The organism is Sphingobium fluviale (assembly GCF_004122115.1).
GTDB lineage: Bacteria > Pseudomonadota > Alphaproteobacteria > Sphingomonadales > Sphingomonadaceae > Sphingobium > Sphingobium fluviale.
In genome coordinates this window covers 19,396-41,074 of the sequence record NZ_SBKP01000004.1, presented here as the reverse complement: position 1 = coordinate 41,074, position 21,679 = coordinate 19,396, and the positions used below count along the sequence as shown (strand labels likewise).

Annotated in this window: 2 protein-coding genes; both read right to left on the bottom strand. The window is 66.5% G+C overall.

What is annotated here, in order from left to right; all coding sequences use genetic code 11:
• Positions 1 to 28: 28 nt before the first annotated feature.
• On the bottom strand, positions 29 to 19,909 hold the full coding sequence (locus EQG66_RS05775) for a calcium-binding protein (RefSeq protein WP_129403650.1): 19,881 nt from the start codon (positions 19,907 to 19,909) through the stop codon (positions 29 to 31).
• 126 nt (positions 19,910 to 20,035) lie between these two features.
• Complete coding sequence (locus EQG66_RS05770; RefSeq protein ID WP_129403649.1) at positions 20,036 to 21,595, bottom strand: TolC family protein; 1,560 nt, start codon at positions 21,593 to 21,595, stop codon at positions 20,036 to 20,038.
• Between the last annotated feature and the right edge of the window lie 84 nt (positions 21,596 to 21,679).

The window sequence follows — 21,679 nt, the reverse complement described above, 5'->3', positions numbered from 1 at the left end:
TAAACAATCTCCGAAACGGATCAGACGATCAGATAACGGAAAGCTTGGCGGTCTGGTTGGTTAGCCCGGCGTCGCTGTAGAAGAAGTAATCGTTGCCGACCTGATTGTAGAAAGCCCCGCCGCTGATCGCCAGAGTGTCGTTGCCATCGATATCGACGGTGAGGACGGAGCTGTTGCCAGCACCGACCAGCGTCTGGATCACATTCGAGTCCATCGTCAGGTTCGCGATCACGTTGCTGGCGCTGAAGTCGATGGTTTCGACATGGCTCAATATGCCGGTGAGGCTCGCCTGATTGAGCGCGCCGCTGTTGGCCGCGATCGAGACGGTATCCGTGCCAGCGCCGCCATCGACACTCCAGCCGCTGGAAAGGCCCAGCGTGAAGCTGTCATTGCCGGAGCTGCCGGTAACGGCCTCGATCCCGGTCAGCGTATCGCCGTTGGCGTCGCCGCTGCTGCCGGTGCCGGTGGCGGTCGAGAGGTTGAGCGTCACCGCGCTCGCAGAGGCGCTGTAGTCCGCGGTGTCGGTTCCGCTGCCGCCGATGAGCGTATCCGCCCCGCCGCCGCCGACGAGCCTGTCATTGCCTGCGCCGCCGTCGATGCTGTTGGCGTTGCCATCGCCTGTCAGATTGTCGTTGAAGCCGCTTCCGGTCAGGTTCTCGATGCCGACATAGCTGTCTCCGCCCGCATCGCCCGTGTTGAGCGCGGCATTGCCGAGGTTTGCGGTGACGGCAGAGGTCGCGCTGGCATAGCTCGCGGTGTCGGTGCCCGATCCGCCATCCAGCACATCCGCGCCGCCGCCGCCGATCAGCGTATCGTTGCCGCCCTGGCCGTAAAGCGTTTCGGCGGAGGCCGAGCCGGTGATGCTGTCTGCCTGGCCGGATCCGTAGACTACCTCGAACCCGGTGACGATATCGCCCGCCGCGTCGCCGCCGCTGGAGCTGCCGCCGTTGAGATCCAGCGTGATGCCCGCTGAAGACGCGGAATAATCGAGCGTATCCGTGCCCGCGCCGCCGGTGAGGGTGTCAGCGCCCGTGCTGCCATAGAACAGGTCGTTGCCTGCGCCGCCGTCCATGCTCTCCGCGCCGCTGCCACCGGTGAAGGTATCGGCAAGGGTCGTACCGATCACACCCTCGATCGAGACGAACACGTCGCCGGTCGCGTCGCCGCCGCCACCGCTCACCACCAGCGATCCGCTGGCGAAGCTGGCGCTGATGGCGACCGTGGCAGTGATGTAGGAGACGCTGTCCGTGCCGGTGCCGCCGTCGAGCGTGTCCGCGCCCGCGCCGCCGATAAGAACGTCATTGCCCGCACCGCCAAAGATGCTCTCTGCGCCAGTGTGGCCATAGAGCGTGTCGTTGAGGCCGGAGCCGGTCAGCGTTTCGATGCCAGTGACGAAATCGCCCAGCGCATCGCCGCCGCTACCCATCGTCACACCGTCAAGATAGACGGTGACGCCTGCGGTGGAGGCCGCATAGCTCAGCGAGTCGGTTCCGGTGCCGCCGTCGATATTGTCCGCGCCGGTGCCGCCGGTGATCGTGTCGTTGCCCGCGCCGCCGGTGATGATGTCATCGCCGGAGTTGCCGTTGATTATATCATTGCCGTTGCCACCGGAGAGGGTCTCGCCGCCGGTTGAGCCGTTGATCGTGTCGTCATAATCGGAACCGATCACACCCTCGACCGCGAGGACGATGTCGCCCTGCGCATAGCCGCCCGCAGACGCGCTGCCATCGAGGTTGATGGTGACTGCGGCGGTCGAGTCGGAATAATCCACCGTGTCCGTGCCGGAGCCGCCGTTGATCGTGTCCGCGCCTGCGCCACCGCGAATATAATCGTTGCCCGCGTTGCCGTTGATGACGTTGGCATTGGCGTCGCCATAGATGAAGTCGTTGCCCGCGCTGCCGGTCACGTTCTCGATGCTGACATAGCTGTCGCCCGCCGCGTCCCCGCCGCTGCCTGCACCAGTCAGCAGGTTGACCGTCACCGCGCTGGCGGAGAGGCTGTAGTCGGCGGTGTCATTGCCAGTTCCGCCATCGAGCACGTCCGCGCCCGCGCCGCCGCGCAGCGTATCCGCTCCCTCCATGCCATAGAGCGTTTCCGCGCCGGTATGGCCCCAGAGGGTGTCATCATTGGCCGAGCCTTGCAGCACCTCGATATTGGTCAGCCGGTCGCCCGCCGCCTCGCCGCCGGTGCCTGCCGTGCCGTCAAGGCCGATGGAAACAGACGCGCTGCCATAATAGGATGCGGTGTCAGTGCCGCCGCCGCCGTTGATCGTATCCGCTCCGCCAAGCCCACGGAACCACTCGTTCGCGGCAGTGCCGGTGGCGGTGTCTGCAAGGTTGGTGAGGTAGACGTTCTGGAAATTGCTATAGCGGTCTCCCGCCGCATCCCAGCCTATGCCCAGCGTCACGCCATCAAGGTTGATGGTGACGCCCGCCGAGGCGGAAACGGAGGCGAGGTTGCCGAAGTTGGTGCCGAAGAACAAAGTGTTGGTGCCGGTGCCGCCGTCGAGGATATCCGCGCCCGCGCCGCCGGTAATCGTATCGTTGCCTGCGCCGCCTTGGATCGTGTCGTTGCCCCCAGCGCCGGAGATGTTGTCGTCGCCATTGCCGCCGTCGATCACGTTGGCGTTGCCGTCGCCGGTCAGCGAGTCGCCGTTGGCAGAGCCGGTGATATTCTCGATAGTGTTATAGGTGTCGCCCTGCGCGTCGCCGCCGCTGCCAGTGCCGCCGGAGAGGTTGACGGTCACGCCAGACGTGCTCAGCGAATAGTCGATCGTGTCGGTGCCCGCGTCGCCCCGGTTCACGTCGTTGCCCGCGCCGCCCATGATGATGTCGTTGCCGGTGCCGCCATAAAGCGTGTCGTTGCCCGCGCCGCCATCGAGAGTGTCGTTGCCCGCATTGCCCTGGATGAAGTTGCCGTTGGCATCGCCCGTCAGGCTGTCATTCTGGCCAGAGCCGGTGAGGCCGACGAAGTTCGAGAATATGTCGCCCGTCGCATCGCCGCCGCTGCCTGTGCTGGTGCCGAGGTTGACAGTGACGCCGCTGGTCGAATTGGCATAAGTGAGCGTGTTGCTGCCCAGGCCGCCGTCCATCGTGTCCGCGCCTGCGCCGCCCTCTACGGTGTCGTCGCCATCCTCGCCATAGAGGAAGTCGTCGCCCGCGCCGCCGCTGATGACGTCTGATCCGATGCCGCCCCAGATGGTGTTGATGCCGGTGCTACCGGTTAGCGTATCGGCATAGATGGAGCCGCGCAGATTCTCGAAGTTTGCGAGCGTGTCGCCGCTGGCATGGCCAACGGTGCCGGTGCCGCTCGTCAGGCTGACCGTGACGGAGCCTGTGGCATTGGCATAGCTGGCAGTATCGGTGCCCGCGCCGCCATCCATCACGTCCGCACCCGCGCCGCCCTCGATGCTGTCGTTGCCCGCGCCGCCCTGTAGAGTGTTGACGCCGGTGGACCCGATGATCGTATCGTCATTGGCGGAACCGATGGCGTTCTCGATCGTACCGCCGACGAAGATGTCGCCTTCCGCATCGCCGCCGGTGTTGCCTGTGCCGGTGCCGAGATTGATGCTGATCGCGGCGGACGAAGCGCTGTAATCCACGACATCGGTGCCCGCGCCGCCGTCTATGCTGTCCGCGCCCGCGCCGCCGATCAGCGTATCGTTACCCGCGCCGCCCTGAAGATTGTCGTCGCCGTCGCCCGCATTGATTGTGTCGTTGCCCGCACCTGCCTGAATGGTCTGCGCATTGGCATCGCCGGTGAAGCTGTCGTTGAGGCCGGAGAGGATGAACGTCTCGATCGAGGTATAGGTGTCGCCCTGCGCAAGGCCGGTGGAGAGCGCCGCGTTGGTGAGGTTGACGGTGAGCGCGCTGCCGGAGGAAGAATAGTCGACCGTGTCGTTGCCATTGCCGCCGTCGAGCGTATCCGCGCCCAGATCCGGCCGGAAGATGTCGTCGCCGTCGCCGCCGACGATCGTATCTGCACCAGTCGAACCGATGATGATATCCGCCAGCGAGGAACCGATCACCTGCTCGATGCTGATCAGCACATCGCCATTCGCCTCGCCCGCAGTTCCGGCCAGCCCGTCCATGCGCACGACGATGCCGCCAGCAGAGCTGTAGTCCGCCGTGTCGAAGCCTGCGCCGCCATCCAATACATCCGCCCCAGCACCGCCGACCAGCGTGTCGTTGCCCGCCATGCCTTCCAGCGTCTCGTTGACGCCGGTGCCATAGATGGTGTCGCCCTGGCCGGAACCGATGACATGCTCGACATTGAGGATCGTGTCGCCCGCAGCATCGCCGCCGGACGACGCCGTGCCATCCAGCCGCACCGTCACGCCCGAAAGCGAGCCGGAATAGTCGATCGTGTCGGTGCCGGTGCCGCCGTCGATGCTGTCCGCCTGGGCGAAGCTCACGAAGCTGTCATTGCCGCCCCAGCCCCACAGCACGGTAGAGCCAGACACGCCGCCGCGCAGCACGTCGTCATAATTTTGAGAGCCTTCGATGCGCTCTATGCCGGAAAGCACGTCGCCCTGCGCCCAGCCGCCGACGCCCGCCGTGCCATCGTTGGCGATGGTGACGCCAGCGGTGGAGAGCTTGTAGTCCGCCGTATCGGTGCCGCTGCCGCCGATGATAGTATCCGCACCGAGGCCGGAGGAGATGGTGTCGTCATTCGCGCCGCCATCCAATGTGTCCGCGCCGTCGCCGCCGTGGAGGATGTCGTTGCCCGCGCCCGCCTGAATGGTCGATCCGGTCGCGCCAGCGGTGATCTCGTCGCCCTGCGCGGAGCCGATGACAATCTCGACATTGAACAGCCGGTCGCCCGCGGCATCGCCGCCGGTGCCGAAGCTGCCATCCATATAGATCTTCATGCCGTTGGAGGCGGAGGTGGAATAGTCGACCGTGTCGGTGCCCGCGTCGCCGCGATAAATGTCTGCCCCGCCGCTGACGATGAAGCTGTCGTTGCCCGCGCCGCCTGTGAAGTCTTCGTCTGCGGCAGAACCCTCGAACTGGTCATTATAGGCAGAGCCGATCACCGCCTCGATGCCCGAAAGCACGTCGCCCGCCGCGTCGCCGCCGCTCGATGTGCCTGCGGTGCGGATCGTCACCGCGCTCGCCGAGGCGCTATAGTCTGCGGTGTCGGTGCCCGCGCCGCCGCTTATGCTGTCCGCGCCCGCGCCGCCCTCGATGAAGTCATTGCCGATCCCGCCAGCCAGCGTGTCGTCGCCCGCGCCGCCGCGCAACGTGTCGTCGCCGTCGAAGCCGTCGAAATTATCCGCGCCGGTGCCGCCGATCATCGTATCGCCGAGGCGCGAGCCGACGAACTGCTCGACATTGGTGAAGGTGTCGCCGGTCGCGTCGCCGCCGGTCGCGGTGCCTGCCGAAAGGTCGATCGTCACCGCCGCGCTGGATGCGGAATAGCTCACGGTATCTGTGCCCGCGCCGCCATCCATCACGTCAGCGCCGCCGCCGCCCTGCAGCGTGTCGTTGCCCGCCTCGCCATAGAGCGTGTCGCTGCCGGTGCCGCCGAGCAGCGTGTCGTCGCCGCCGCGCCCATAAAGCGTGTCGTTGGAGAAGGTGCCGGTGATCGTGTCCGCAAAGCCTGAGCCGATGACCGATTCGATGCCGGTCAGCGTATCGCCCGCCGCAATGTCGCCGCTGCCTGCAGAGCCATCGAGGTTGACGGTAACGCCCGCCGCAGCGCCGCTATAATCCGCCGTATCGAAACCAGCGCCGCCGATGAGCACATCTGCGCCCGCGCTCGCCACCAGCGTATCGTTGCCCGCGCCGCCATCCAGCGTCTCCGCGCCCGATCCGCCGGAGAGCGTGTCGTCAAAGGCCGAGCCGGTCAGCCCTTCGATGCCCGTGAACGTATCGCCATTGGCGTCTCCGCCGGTGCCGCTGTTGGTGGCGAGGCTTGCCGTTACCCCTGCCGTGGCGTTGGCATAAGATGCGGTGTCGGTGCCCGCGCCGCCGTCGATCACGTCGGCCCCGGCACCGCCCTCGATCACGTCATTGCCCGCGCCTGCCTGCAAGGTTTCGTTGCCGGTGGTGCCATAAAGCACGTCGCCAAAGGCCGAGCCGATCACGCGCTCGATATTGCTCAGCACGTCGCCGGTGGCGGTGCCGCCCTGGCCCTGGTTGACGCCGTCGATATAGACGGTGACGCCGGTGGTGGAGGCGGAATAGTCCGCCGTGTCGGTGCCCGCGCCGCCGTCGATGATGTCGCTGCCCGAACCGCCAATGAGCGTATCGTTGCCCGCGCCGCCCAGCAATGTGTCCGCGCCCGCGCCGCCGTCAATCGTGTCATCGCCTGCGCCGCCTTCGAGGGTATCGGCGTTGGCGCTGCCGGTGATGGCGTCAGCCAACCCAGAGCCTACGATCCGCTCTATGCTGGAATATGTGTCGCCCGCCGCGTCGCCCGCAGAACCGGTGCCGGCATTGAGGTCTACCGCGATGGCGGAGGCGGACGCGCTATAGTCAACCGTGTCCACACCCGTGCCGCCGATGAGAGCATCGGCCCCGGCGCTGCCCATCAGCGTATCGTCGCCGCCCTGGCCGTCCTGCGTGTCCGCCCCGGTGGAGCCATAGAGCGTGTCGGCATAGGCCGAACCCTTGACGCTCTCGATATTGGCGAGAGTGTCGCCCGCGGCATCGCCGCCACTGCCCGCCGTGCCGTCGAGATAGACGGTGACTGCGCTGGTGGAGGCGGAATAGTCCGCAATATCGGTGCCGGTTCCGCCATCGAGCGCATCCGCGCCCGCGCCGCCGGTCAGCGTGTCGTTGCCCGCGCCGCCCTGGAGGGTGTCGTCGCCCGCCTTGCCGTCGATGCTGTCATCGCCCGCGCCGCCCTGCACGGTGTCCGCGCCAAAGCTGCCCTCAATCGTGTCGGCAAAGCCGGAGCCGATCACCGTCTCAATGCTGGTCAGCACATCGCCCAACGCCTCGCCGCCCGAACCGCCGACGCCATCCATGCGCACAGCGATGCCGGTGGCCGCGCCAGAATAATCGGCGGTATCGGTTCCCGCGCCGCCATCGAGCGCGTCAGAACCAGTCCCGCCGATCAGCGTATCATTGCCGTTCCCGCCCAGCAGCGTGTCGTTGCCTGCCCCACCGGAGAGCGTGTCGTTGCCGTCGTTGCCGAGGATCGTATCGGCATTGGCGGAGCCGGCGATGCTATCGTCTAGCGTGGTGCCGATCACCTGCTCGATCTCGGTCAGCACATCGCCCTGCGCAAAGCCGCCGGACGACGCAACGCCATCCATGCGCACCGTGACGGCGGCGGCATTGTTGGAATAATCCACAATATCGAAGCCGGTGCCACCGGTCAGCACGTCCGCGCCATTGCTGGAGTAGAGAATGTCGTCGCCCGCGCCCGCGCTGATTGTGTCCGCCCCAGTGGAGCCATAGAGCGTGTCCGCGAAGGAGGAACCGATCAGTGTTTCGATGCTGGTGAGGATGTCGCCGTCTGCGTCACCGCCGACAGAGACGGTGCCATCAAGATAGACCGTCACGCCCGCGAGCGAGCTGGAATAGCTGGCGGTATCGGTGCCCGCGCCACCGTCGATCAGGTCCGCACCCAGCCCGCCGGTCAGCGTGTCGTTGCCCGCCTCGCCATAGAGCGAATCATCGCCGTTCGCGCCGAAGATAATGTCGTTGCCCGCGCCGCCCCGGATCGTCTCGGTCGCGTTGCCGCCAGTCAGCCGGTCGTCAAAGCCGGAGCCGAGCAGTTGCTCGATGCTGGTCAGCACATCGCCCGCCGCATCGCTGCCCGAACCCGTCGTGCCATCAAGATAGACGGTGACGGCAGCCAGCGCGCCGGAATAGTCCGCCGTGTCAAAGCCCGATCCGCCGTCGAATATATCTGCGCCCGCGCCGCCTACCAGCGTATCGTCGCCCGCTTCGCCAGAGAGGGCATCATTGCCCGCGCCGCCGGAGATAGCGTCATTGCCCGCGCCGCCGAGGATGGTGTCATCCCCAGCCGATCCGCCTAGCGTGTCGTTGAAGCCGGAGCCAATGAGCCGTTCGACATTGGCGATAGTGTCGCCCGCCGCCTCCGCGCCGCTGCCTGCCGAGCCATCGAGCGCGATCGTGACAGCGGCAGTGGCGGAAGAATAATCCGCCGTATCGGTGCCGGTGCCGCCATCGAGCAGGTCCACGCCCGCGCCGCCGATCAGGGTATCCGCGCCGCCATTGCCATAGAGCTGCTCGTCCGCCGCGCCGCCGGTGATGATGTCGCCCTGCGCCGAGCCGCGCACGATCTCGATGTTCGAGAGCATGTCGCCCGCCGCATCGCCGCCGGAAGAGGCAAGGCCGTTCAAGTTCACCACTACGGAAGCGACCGAGCCGGTATAATCGGCGGTATCGGTGCCCGCGCCGCCATCCATCACATCCGCGCCCGCGCCGCCGGTCAGGCTGTCATTGCCGGTGCCGCCAGACAGCGTGTCATCCCCATTGCCGCCGGAGAGCGTGTCGTCGCCCGCGCCGCCGGAGAGCGTATCATTGCCACCCGCACCGGAAAGCGTATCGGCAAAGGCCGAACCGATGATGGCTTCGATGTTCGAGAGCGTATCGCCTGCCGCATAGCCACCGGTGCCTGCCGAGCCATTGAGCCCGATGCTGACCGCCGAGGTGGAGGAGGAATAATCCGCCGTATCGGTGCCCGCGCCGCCATCCAGCGCATCTGCGCCGAGGCTGCCCATCAGGCTGTCGTTGCCCAGCCCGCCGATCAGGCTTTCCGCACCGGTGCCGCCACGTAGCGTGTCGTCATGGTCAGAGCCTTCCAGTGTCTCGACGTTGGTTATGGTGTCGCCCGCCGCATCGCCGCCGGTCTGCGCCGCGCCATCGAGGCCCGCATTCACCGCGCTGGCGGACGAGGCATAGCTCACCTTGTCCGTGCCTGCGCCGCCGTCTAACGTATCCGCACCCGCGCCACCGATCAGCAGGTCGTTCCCCGCGCCGCCGAGCAACGTATCGTTGCCCAGATCACCCGTCAGCGTATCGTTGCCGCCATTGCCCTCCAGCGTATCGGCATTGCCGGTGCCATAGAGCGCGTCGTTGCCCGCCGAGCCGAGCACCCGCTCGATGCTGGTGAGCGTGTCGCCTGCCGCATCGCCGCCGACCGAGACCGAGCCATCGAGATAGACCGTAACGGCGCTGGCCGAGGCGGAATAATCGGCGGTGTCGGTGCCCGCGCCGCCATCCAGAACGTCCGCGCCGGTGCTGCCCAGCAGAGTGTCGTTGCCACCGCCTCCGAGCAGCGTATCCGCGCTCGCGCGCCCGCCCAGCGTATCGGCAAAGGCAGAGCCTTCGAGAGTTTCGGCGTTGCTGATCGTGTCACCCGCCGCATCGCCGCCAGTCCCTGCGCCGCCGGAGAGCGATATAGTGACGCCGGCTGAAGAGGTGGCGTAGGTCACGGTGTCGATGCCGGTGCCGCCGTCGATGGCGTCCGCGCCTGCGCCGCCCGAAAGCGTATCGTCGCCCGATCCGCCGTCGATCGTGTCGTTGCCCGCGCCGCCGTCGATCACGTCGTCATTGCCCTGGCCGAGCAATATGTCGGCATTGGCGCTGCCGGTGAGCGTATCGTTGTTGCCCGAACCCAGCACGCGTTCGATGTTGGCGAGCGTATCGCCCGCCGCATCGCCGCCGGAGCCGGTGCCAGCGGCAAGGTTGATGGTTACGCCGAGGACCGATGCGCTGTAATCCGCCGTATCGGTGCCCGCGCCGCCATCAAGCGCATCCGCGCCCGCACCGCCCGCCAGCGTATCATTGCCCGCGCCGCCAAGCAGCGTATCGCCGCCGCCATTGCCGGTTAGAATATCGTTGCCCGCGCCGCCTTCCAGCGTTTCACCCGCAGAGCCGCCCGCGATGTCGTCGTTGAAGGCAGAGCCGATTACCCGCTCGATGCCGCTCAGAGTATCGCCCGCGGCATCGCCGCCCGATGCGCTCGATCCATCGAGGACGAGCTGGACGGCAGCGGCAGAGGCGGAATAATCCGCCGTGTCAAAGCCCGCGCCGCCGGTGAGAGTATCGGCACCCGCGCCGCCCGTCAGCAGGTCATCCCCTGCGCCACCGTCGAGTGTGTCTGCCCCGGCACCGCCCGACAGCGTATCGTCGCCCAGCCCGCCTTCGAGGATTTCGTCCGCATTGCCGCCGGTGAGGCTATCCGCATAATCGGAGCCAATGATGCGCTCGATATTGGTGAATGTGTCGCCAGCCGCCTCGCCGCCCGCGCCGGTGCCGGTCACGAGATTGACCGTAACGCCAGCCGTGGCGGCGGCGAAGCTCACCGTATCGATGCCTGCGCCGCCGTCATAAGCATCCGCGCCCGCGCTGCTGGTCAGCATGTCATCGCCTGCGCCGCCATTCAGGGCGTCATTGCCCGCAGATCCGCCGAGCGTATCGGCAAAGGCCGAGCCGGTGATCTGCTCGATGCCGCTGAGCGTGTCGCCCGCCGCATCGCCGCTGGAGCCGAATGTGCCGTCCAGCGCCACCGTCACGCCAGCCGAGGACGCGCTGTAATCCGCCGTATCCGTCCCCGCGCCGCCGATCAGCGTATCCGCGCCGAGGCTGCCCTTCAGCGTATCGTTGCCCGCGCCGCCATCGAGAGTTTCGATTCCGATACCGCCAGACAAAGTGTCGGCCAGCGCCGAGCCGATGATCCGCTCGATGCCGGAGAGCGTATCGCCCGTCGCGTCTCCGCCGCTGCCGACGGAGCCGTCCACGCCCACGGTGACGCCCGCAGCAGAGGTCGAATAATCCGCCGTATCGAAATCATTGCCGCCGACAAGGGCATCCGCGCCCGCGCCGCCGATGAGGGTATCGTCGCCATCGCCGCCATGCAGCGTGTTGGCACTCGCATCGCCGATCAGCGTGTCGGCATAGATCGAGCCTTGCAGCGTCTCGACATTGCTCAGCACATCGCCCAGCGCGGTGCCGCCGCTACCCGCAATCCCGTCCAGCCGCGCGGTGACGCCGCTGGTCGAGTCGTCATAGCTGACGGTATCGATGCCCGCGCCGCCGTCGATGCTGTCCGCGCCGTCGCCGCCGTGGATCAGGTCATTGCCAGCGCCGCCGAGCAGCGTGTCGTCGCCCCCCGCGCCATCGATCTGGTCGTCGCCCGCGCCGCCGTCGATCCTGTCATCGGTGAAGTTGCCGATCAGGGTGTCGTTGAAGCCGGAGCCGGTTAGCTGCTCGATGTTGGCGTAAGTGTCGCCAGAGGCATCGCCGCCAGAGCCTGCGCGCCCATCGAGATAGGCGGTGACGCCTGCGCCGGAGACGGCGTAGCTCACGGTGTCGATGCCAGCGCCGCCGTCAAGCACGTCTGCGCCCGCGCTGCCCAGCAATGTGTCGTCGCCCGCGCCAGCAGAGATCGTCTCGCCGCCCGCGCCGCCGCCGAGCGTATCGGCATAGTCGGAACCGATCAGGTTCTCGATGTTGATCAGCGTATCGCCCAGCGCCTCGCCGCCGGTGCCCGCTGCGCCGCCAAGCGATACGGCGACGCCCGCCGTCGCATTGGCATAGCTTGCGGTGTCATTGCCCGCACCACCATCGAGCGCATCCGCGCCCGCGCCTCCTTCCAATATGTCGTCGCCCGATCCGCCGATCAGGCTGTCGTCTCCCGCGCCGCCGGAGATCTGGTCATTGCCGCTCGCGCCATCGAGCATATCGTTGGCGGTGCCGCCAAACAGCAGGTCGTCATTGGCCGAGCCTATCACGCCCTCGATGCCGGACAGGCTGTCGCCCGCCGCATCGCCGCCCGACGATGGGGTGCCATCCAGGCGCACCGTCACTGCGCTGGCTGAGCCGGAATAATCCACGGTGTCGAAGCCCGCACCACCGATCAGCACATCCGCGCCCGCGCCGCCATTGAGCAGATCGTTGCCCGCGCCGCCATCGAGCATGTCTGACCCGCCACCGCCATAGAGCGCGTCATTGCCGCCCGCGCCTTCCAGCACCTCGTTGGCCGCCGTGCCGGTGAGGGTGTCGTCAAAGCCGGAGCCGATCACCCGCTCAATGCTGGAGAGCGTGTCTCCCGCCGCATCGCCGCCTGCGGAGAGCGAGCCATCTAGGTTGATCGCCACTGCCGAGGCTGACGAGGTGTAATCCGCTGCGTCCAGCCCTGCGCCGCCGATCAGCTGGTCCGCGCCTGCGCCGCCGCGCAGCACATCGTCGCCGATGCCGCCGGTGAGGATATCCGCACCCGCGCCGCCGTCGATAAAGTCGTCACCCGCATTGCCGCGCAGATCGTCCGCGCTCGCGCCGCCGGTGATCGAGTCGGCAAAGCCGGAGCCTTCGACAATCTCGATGTTGGTGAAGCTGTCGCCCGCCGCCTCGCCGCCGGTGCCACCCGTGGTCAGGTTGAGCGTCACGCCCGCCGTGGCGAGGCGATAGTCCGCCGTATCCACACCCGCGCCGCCGTCAAACAAGTCCGCGCCCGAGCCGCCGATCAAGCTGTCGTCGCCCGCGCCGCCGCGCAACTGGTCATCGCCCGCGCCGCCTGTCAATGTATCGTCATAGGCAGAGCCGAGCACCGCCTCGACGTTGGTGAGGATATCGCCCTGCGCGTCGCCGCCCGAACTTGCTACGCCATCGAGGCGCACCTGCACCGCAACGCCGGATGCCGAATAGTCGGCAGTGTCGGTCCCCGCGCCACCGTCGATCTGGTCCGCGCCGGAGCCGCCAACGAGGCTGTCGTTGCCCGCCCCGCCGAGCAGGATATCGTCGCCCGATCCCGCGTCGATCGTGTCATTGCCCGCGCCGCCTTCCAGCGTATCGACGGCGGTAGAGCCGGTGATGCTGTCGTCAAAGGCAGAGCCGACGATGCGCTCTATGCTGGAAAGCGTGTCGCCCGCCGCATCGCCTAGACTGCCGCTATTGGTGGCAAGGCTGACGGCGATGGCCGAGGTGGCATCGGAATAGTCCGCAGTGTCAAATCCCGATCCGCCGAGCAATACGTCCGCGCCGCCGCGCCCGCCGAGCACATCATTGCCCGCGCCGCCGGTGATGGTATCCGCCGCCGCCGTGCCGAGCAGCACGTCGTCATAGGCCGAACCGATCAGGTTTTCGATGTTGAGGAGCTGGTCGCCCTGCGCCGCGCCGCCGGTGGAGGCCGATCCATCGACCGAGACGTTGACGCCGGAAGTGGAGGACGAATAATCGACCGTATCTATCCCTGCGCCACCGTCGATCAGGTCCGCGCCCGCGCCGCCATCGATCTGGTCATTGCCCGCATTGCCGAGCAGCGTGTCGTCTCCGCCGCCGCCGGTGATCACGTCATTGCCCGCACCGCCGTCGATCACGTCCGCCGCCGCGCCGCCGTTCAGCTGGTCGTCCAGGCTCGATCCAGTCACGCCCTCGATACTGGTATATTGGTCGCCCGCCGCGTCGCCGCCGATGCCGGTCGAGCCATCGAGCGTCACCGTCACGGCGCTGGCGGAGGCGGAGTAATCCACAATGTCCTGCCCCGCGCCGCCATCGAGCACGTCCGCGCCCTGGCTGCCCAGCAGGCGGTCGTTGCCCGCGCCACCATGGATCGTCTCGGTGCCGGTGCCGCCGCCCAGCGTATCGGCAAAGGCGGAACCTTCGAGATTTTCGATGCCGGAAAGTGTGTCGCCCAGCGCTTCTCCGCCGGTGCCCGCCGTGCCATCGAGCGAGACTGCGACGCCTGCAGATGCATTGGCATAGCTGGCGGTGTCGTTGCCGTTGCCGCCGATCAGCGCATCCGCGCCGAGGCCGCCCTCTAAGATATCGTCGCCGCCCTCGCCATACAGCGTGTCGTCGCCCGCGCCGCCCGCCACCACGTCGTCGCCCGCGCCCGCGCGGATCACTTCATTGCCCGCCGCGCCGGTGATCGTGTCGTCAAAGCTGGTGGCGGTGAGGTTTTCGATGTTGGTGAGCTGGTCGCCGGTGGCGTCTCCGCCAGAGCTGACCGTGCCATCGAGGTGGATCGTCACCGCGACGGTGGAGCTGGAATAGTCGACCGTATCGACGCCTGCGCCGCCGTCGATCACATCCGCGCCCGCTCCGCCCGCGAGCGTATCGTCGCCCGCGCCGCCGAGCAGCGTATCGTTGCCGAGGCCACCCGCAATGCTATCGTCGCCCGCGCCGCCTTCAAGCTGATCGTTCAAAACGCCGCCGGTCAGCGTGTCGTTGAAGACGGAGCCGACGAGCCGCTCAATGCTCGTCATCACATCGCCCTGCGCGTCGCCGCCGATGCCGACCGAGCCATCGAGGCCCACGGCCACCGCCACGCTGGAGCTGGAATAATCGACCGTGTCGAAGCCCGCGCCGCCATCGAGGCTGTCCGCACCCGCGCCGCCATCCAAGGTATCGTTGCCCGCGCCGCCGATCAGCGTGTCCGCGCCCGCCCGGCCAACCAGCGTATCGTCGCCCGCGCCGCCGTCGATCACATCGTCGGTCGCCGCGCCGAGCAAAGTATCCGCGCCGGACGAACCCAGCAGATTCTCGATGCCGACCAGCGTATCGCCCTGCGCATCGCCGCCGGTGCCGGTGCCGCTGGCGAGATCGACCGTGACCGCCAGCGCCGAGCTGGAATAATCGGCGGTGTCGATGCCCGCGCCGCCGTCGAGCAGGTCCGCGCCCGCCCGCCCTTCGAGCACGTCGTCGCCGCCCGCGCCGTAAAGCTCCTCGTCGGCCGCCGCGCCTATGATATGGTCCGCCGCGCCGGTGCCGATCACGCGCTCGATATTGAGCAGCGTATCGCCGGTCGCATGGCCGCCAAGGCCCGCCGAGCCATCCAGCGATACGGTCACGCCGCTTGCCGAAGCGCTATAGTCCGCCGTGTCGATGCCGGTGCCGCCGTCTATCAGGTCGCCGCCTGCGCCGCCCTCGATGCTGTCATTGCCCGATCCGCCGAGCAGCGTATCCGCGCCCGCGCCGCCGATGATCACGTCATCGCCCGCGCCACCCTCGATCTGGTCGGCAAGGTTGCCGCCGGTGAGCGTATCGGCAAAGCCGGAGCCGCGCAGCGCCTCGATATTGGTGAGCTGGTCGCCCTGCGCATCGCCGCCGATGCCTGCCGAGCCATCCAGCCCGATCGTCACGCCCGCAGCGGAGCCGGTATAATCCGCGATATCGACGCCCGATCCGCCGTCGATGATGTCTGCGCCCGCGCCGCCTTCCAATATGTCGTCGCCGCTGCCGCCCTGAAGCGTGTCGACGCCCGCGCCGCCCGAAAGCCGGTCATTGCCCGCGCCGCCGGTGAGGATGTCGTCGCCGCCATTGCCGGAGATCGTGTCGTCCCCGCCGCCGCCCTCGATAAATTCGTTAGCGCCGACGCCGGTGATGCTGTCGTCATAGGTCGAGCCGATGATATGCTCAACATTCAGCACCTGGTCGCCCGCCGCATCGCCACCGATGCCCAGCGAGCCATCGAGCGTCAGAGATATGCCGGTGGCGGACGCAGTATAGTCCGCCGTGTCGAAGCCCGCGCCGCCGTCAAGCACATCCGCGCCCAGCCGCCCGGCAAGCACATCATCGCCCGCGCCGCCTTCCAGCACGTCGTCGGTCGCGCCGCCGGTCAGGCTGTCGTCAAAGGCCGAGCCGATGACGCGCTCCACGCCGGAGAGTATGTCTCCTGCCGCATCGCCGCCCGCCGCGCTGCCCGTCGAAAGATCGACGGTGACGGCGCTGGCCGAAGCGGAATAATCGGCGGTGTCGAAGCCGGTGCCGCCCTCCATCGCGTCCGCGCCCGCAGAGCCGACCAACGTGTCGTTGCCGCCCTGACCGCGCAAGATGTCGTCGGCTGCGGAGCCGTAGAGCGTATCGGCAAAGGCAGAGCCGGACAGCCCCTCGATATTGGCATAAGTGTCGCCCGCCGCGTCTCCACCGGTATTGGCGCGGCCATCCAGCCCCGCGACAATGCCGCTGGCGGAGTTGCTGTAATCCGCGATGTCGGTGCCCGCGCCGCCATCGAGCGTGTCGGCGCCCGCGCCGCCGCTGATCCGGTCATCGAAACCCGAACCGATGATTCGCTCTATGCCCGACAATGTGTCGCCCTGCGCGTCTCCGCCCAGCCCGACGCTGCCGTCATTCGCGATGATGACGGCGGTGGCGGATTGCGAATAGTCCGCCGTGTCGAAACCCGCGCCGCCGCTAAGCTGGTCCGAACCCAGTCCGCCGCGCAGCACATCGTCGCCCGTGCCGCCATCCAGACGGTTGGCAAGATCATTGCCGGTCAGCGTATCGTCGAACGCCGAGCCGGTCAGCCCCTCGATGTTGACGAGCACATCGCCCTGCGCATCGCCGCCCTGGCCCGCCGATCCATCGAGCGCGACCTGCACGGCGCTGGCCGAGCTGGAATAATCCGCCACATCCGCGCCGACGCCGCCATCGAGCAAGTCCGCGCCCGCGCCACCCGCCAGCGTATCGTCGCCCGCGCCGCCCGACAGCGTGTTGACGCCCGCATCGCCGGTCAGCATGTCGCCATAGTTGGAGCCGGAGAGGTTTTCGATGCCGGAGAGCGTATCGCCCTGCGCGCTGCCGCCGGTGCCCGTGCCGCTGGCGAGGCTGACGGTGACGCCCTGCACCGCGTCGGAATAGTCCGCCGTGTCCGCGCCCGCGCCGCCGATGAGGCTGTCCGCGCCCAGCCCGCCGCGCAACGTGTCGTCACCCGCGCCGCCATCCAGCACATTATCCGCAGAATCGCCCAGCAGCGTATCGGCATAAGCGCCGCCGATGACCCGCTCGATGCCCGAAAGGCGGTCGCCCTCGGCCACATCGCCGGTCGAGGCATTGCCGTTAAGCCGCACGGTGATGGCACCTTGCGCCGCCGAATAATCGGCGGTGTCGAAGCCCGCTTCGCCCATCAGCGTGTCCGCGCCCAGCGCGCCGACGAGCGTGTCGTCGCCATCGCCGCCGCGCAGGATATTGTCCTGATCATCGCCCGTCAGGCTATCGTTGAAGGCCGATCCGACCAGCCGCTCGATGCCGGAAAGCTGATCGCCTGCGGCATCGCCGCCGATGCCCAGCGAGCCATCGAGCGCGACCGTGACGGCAGAGAGCGAGCCGCTATAGTCCGCCGTGTCGAGGCCGGTGCCACCGTGGAGGATATCCGCGCCCGCGCCACCGATCAGCGTATCGTCGCCCGCGCGGCCTTCCAGCCATTCGTCGCCCGCGCCGCCGACGAGCACGTCGTCCTGCGCCGAGGCGATCACATGCTCGATGCTGACCAGCGTGTCACCCTGCGCATCGCCGCCGATGCCGGTGCGCCCGTCAAGATAGACCGTAACGCCGAACAGCGATGCGGAGAGGTCAACCGTGTCGAAACCCGCGCCGCCGTCCAGATAATCGCCGCCGCCTAGGAAGCTGTTGCCGCCAAGGCCGACAAGGGTATCGTCGCCGTCATTGCCGAGCAGCGTGTCGTTGCCCGCCGTGCCGATCAGCACGTCGTCGAACAGCGAGCCTTCCAGCCCCTCGATATTGATGAAGACGTCGCCAACAGGGTCGCCGCCGCCCAGTTGCGAGCCATCCAGCGCCACGATCACGCCGTTCGCCGCGCCCGCATAGCTCGCGATGTCGAACCCGTCGCCGCCGTCGAGCGTGTCCGCGCCCGCGCCGCCCTCAAGCACATCGTTGCCGAGGCCGCCGTTCAGCGTCTGCGATCCAACAGCTCCAACAAGCCGGTCGGCAAAGGCCGACCCGATCAACGTTTCCACGTTGAAATAGGTGTCTCCAAGCGCATCCCCGCCAATGCCTGCGCGCCCATCGAGATAGACGGTAACGCCCACGCCGGAGCTGGTGAAATCGACCGTATCGGTCCCCGCGCCACCATCCACCCGGTCCGCGCCCGCGCCGCCGACGATGAGGTTGTCCTGAGCATTGCCGGTCAGCGTGTCGTCATGCGCGGAACCGACCAGATCCTCGATATTGCTGAGCACGTCGCCCTGCGCATCGCCGCCGCTGCCCGCCGTGCCATCGAGCGACACGGTAACGCCGCTTGCCGAGCCGGAGTAATCCGCGACATCGCGCCCCGCACCGCCATCGAGCGTGTCCGCTCCCGCGCTACCGAACAGCTGGTCGTTGCCTGCGCCTGCGTTCAGCGTTTCGTTGCCCGCGCCGCCATGCAGCCTGTCGTCGCGGCTCGTGCCGATCACGATCTCGATGTTGCTGAGGATATCGCCCTCGGCCTGCCCGCCATGGGAGGCGGTGCCGTCGAGGAATATCTCCACGCCCTGCGTACCCTGAGTGGCTGGGTCGATAGCGTTGCTATAGTCAACGCTGTCCTGTCCTGCGCCGCCGTCGATACGGTCTGCGCCCGCGCCACCATCAAAGCTGTTGTCGTTGGCGTCACCGGTCAGCCTGTCGTCATGGGCAGAGCCTTTCAACCCCTCGACATTTGTATAGCGATCTCCCTCCGCCGTGCCGCCCAGACCCACGCCAGTGCCAAGGTTCGCGTCCACGCCGCGCACCGATGTCTGATAGCTGACGACATCATGGCCGTTGCCGCCGTCAATATCGTCTGCGCCGATGCCCGCAATGATGGTGTCATCGCCATCGCCTGCATTGATGATGTTGCCGGGCGGGTTGGAAAAAAGCACATAGACCGGCTCCCCCGTCACCGGGTTGATGACGGTCATGTCCGCGTCTGATGTGACGATCTTGATGCCGAACGCGGTCGAGACCTCCACCGCGTTGACGGTGGGGCCGCCATTGGAGGAGAGACCCAGCTGCGCGGGCAGGAAGAACTGGTCCTGAAAACCACCCGCTGTCGGCGTTGAAGGGTCTGGCACAGTGTAGATCAGTTGCAGGTCAAAGGTGAAGTGCGACTGGTTGGCAGGGTAGTTTACCGTCTGGCCGGTATTGGGGTCGATATGGGTCGTGACCTTCTGAATATCTCCCGCCGCGACATCGACCACCCAGCCCTTGGGCGTGAGCACCGCATTGGCGATCGAATAGCCCGCGGGCAGCGACGGGATCGTGATCTCGTTGAGCTGCAGGTTCTTGGCAGGCACCATCGCCTCGACATGCAGCGTGCGCAGAGTCGCGCCGCCTGGCGCCTGAGCGGGATTATCGGCATAGATCACATCGCGCGCGGCGGTGCCGGTGATCGTTTCCTTGGCGGACTGCGCGGCAAAGCGGGCGTTGGTAGAGCTGGATGGGCCGCCGGTCGATCCCTTGAGCGTCGTGACGCCATTCTCGGTGCCGGTGCTCACGCCCTCCTTGTTGTAGAGTGTGAAGGTGAGCTTGGGCACCAGCTTGCCGATGCCTGCCGGGCCGATGGCGTCGTCAGCATTGGGCTCCACCGCTTTCGCCGAAGGCACGCCCGGAGGCGCACTTGCAGAGGCAAGGGTATTACTGATCTTTTCATTGAGGCGCGCACTCTGTTCGTCATTTTTGCGCTGCTGCTCAGCCTCGGAAGCCTGCGCGGCCTGCGTGGCAGAGGAATCGGCAGGCTGGATGCCGCCAGCATCCTCCGGCTTGTCACCATCCTTTTTTGCGTCGGTTTCCTCCTCAGCATTGGCAGAGGAAAGAGCGAGCTTGATCGGGGCGACCTGCTCCTTGATCTCACCCACTGTCGAAACGGCCTGATCCGCGCTGATTTCCTTGTCGGTGAACAGCAGTATCGGCTTGCGGCCTGAAAAGGCGGCGAGCGCCATGCCGGGAATGATGATCTTGCTGCCGTCCGCGAAGATCAAAACTACGTCAATATCGACGATTTCGGTCTTGAAGGGTGCGAAGGGAATACCCAGCTCGGCCTTGTCATCCGCCGAGAGGTTAACGACCTTGGCCGCCCCATAATTGGCGGTTCCCACGGAAATGACAGCCGCGCCGCCGGGCGCATCGACCACGCCATCGGGCGCGGCGGGAGCTGCCGCCTGAGCCTTCTGCTCCGCGCCTGCCGCCGCTTTCGCCTTCCCTGATCCGCTGGTACCTTTGATTTTGGCCATTTAGGGTTCCCACTGTCGACGCGGGCCAGTATCGCGAACTTGTCTTACCTTATGGTAAACGCGCCCTTTACCATGTGAGGAAAGGACGCGTTTATGAGGCCGGGCCACAGCGTGAGCAGGGCCGCATTATTTGCTGCCTGGCGCGGGCATCACAATCTTCGGCAGGGGCTGACCGTCGCTCACCAGATCAAACAGGCCGCCGAGTTGCTGAAGCACGCGGAACTCGGCCAGCATCTTGTCGGTATTGTTGGTGAGGCGGCGCGCCTTGGCATCAAACAGGATCTGCTGGCTGTCTAGCAGATCGAAAACAGAGCGACGGCCCTCGCGGAACTGTTGTTTATAGAGGTCGGCCACTTTCTCCGTGGCGGTGATTTCGTTTTCAATCGTGCTGATCTTTTGGCGCGCGGCCTCCAGCGCGTTGAAATCTATGCGAATATCCTGCTCTACCTCGCGGCGGCGGCGATCCAGCTCATAATCTGCCTCGCGCAGCCGCGCCGAGAGGCGATTGCGGGTGGCGATGTCACGCCCCCCATTGAAAAAGCTGTAGCTCACCGTCACCATCGCACGGGCATCGCGGTTGGTGCCGGTTGGCCCCTGCACATCGTCCTTCCAGTTGCCTTGCGCGACGAGGCCCACACGCGGAAAAAAGGTGCCGGTCTGGCTTGCCCGCTGCTTTTCGAGCGAGCGCCGATCCTGCACCGCCTGCGCCATGCGCGGGTTGTGATCGTCGATCATCGCCACCGCAGCCGGTGCCGAGGCGGGCAGTGCCTTGTCCGCAGGCGGCAGATCCACCGTCATGCCGGGAAGCCGGCGGGTCAAACGGCGATAGGCCTCGCGCGCCTGTTGCAACGCACTCTTGCGATCAAGCAGCTTGGCCTTCACATTATCGAGCCGCGCCTTGGCACGGCTGACATCGGCAGGCGTTGTGAGGCCGAGATCGGACTGGATCGAGACCATGCTCAGGATTTTTTCGGTCGCAGCGATTTCCTGATCGGACAGATCGACCAGCTTTTGCCGTTCGAGCACATTGAGATAGGCCTGGGAAATATCATAGGCGATCGCCTCGATCCGCTCGCGCGTACTCCACTGCGCGCTACGATAGCTGGCGCGAGCACGGGCGATGTCGTTCGCTGTGGTGCCGAAATCCCAGATATTCTGGTTCACAGTCACCACGCCTTCGGTACGGCGCAAGGTGGTGGTTCTGCCAAAATCGGGCTGATTATATTCCTTGCCGATAGCGACGGTCATGTCGACATGTGGCAAATAGCCAGACCATGCCTCATGAACCCCATAGCGGGCATCGTCCTGCCGCGCGAGGGCGATCTGGATTTCCGGGTTTTCCCGCAAGGCCTGCACGATGGAGGCGCGGAGCGATTCGACTGTACCTGCGGGTGGCTCCTCGTTGGCAGGGGTTTCTTGCAACTGGGCAGAGCCTCCCTGCTCTGATGACCGGGCCTGATCCGGCTGCGCGATCACGGCGGCGATCATCACCGCACCTTCCTTCGTGCTCTGCGGATCGGCATAGGGATCGTGCAAACGAGCCGAATAGGCGCCCCAACCGCCGGGCGCACTGCCATCCTCAGCATGAACAGAAATAGCAGGGAGCGCCGTCAGCGCGATCGTCATGGCAGAAGCGCCATACCGCAGCCCCCCGGCCATCGCGCGCGTTATACTCTGCTTTGCCACTTAAGGTCTCCTTGCCAATCCCCATTGGTATGGGTGCAGTGATGACCGGTTATGGTTAAAATCCTGTAAATAGCTGTCCCATTA

Coding starts and splice junctions, on each gene's coding strand:
- EQG66_RS05775 (WP_129403650.1), bottom strand. CDS start 19,909: ATGGCCAAAATCAAAGGTACCAGCGGATCAGGGAAGGCGAAAGCGGCG.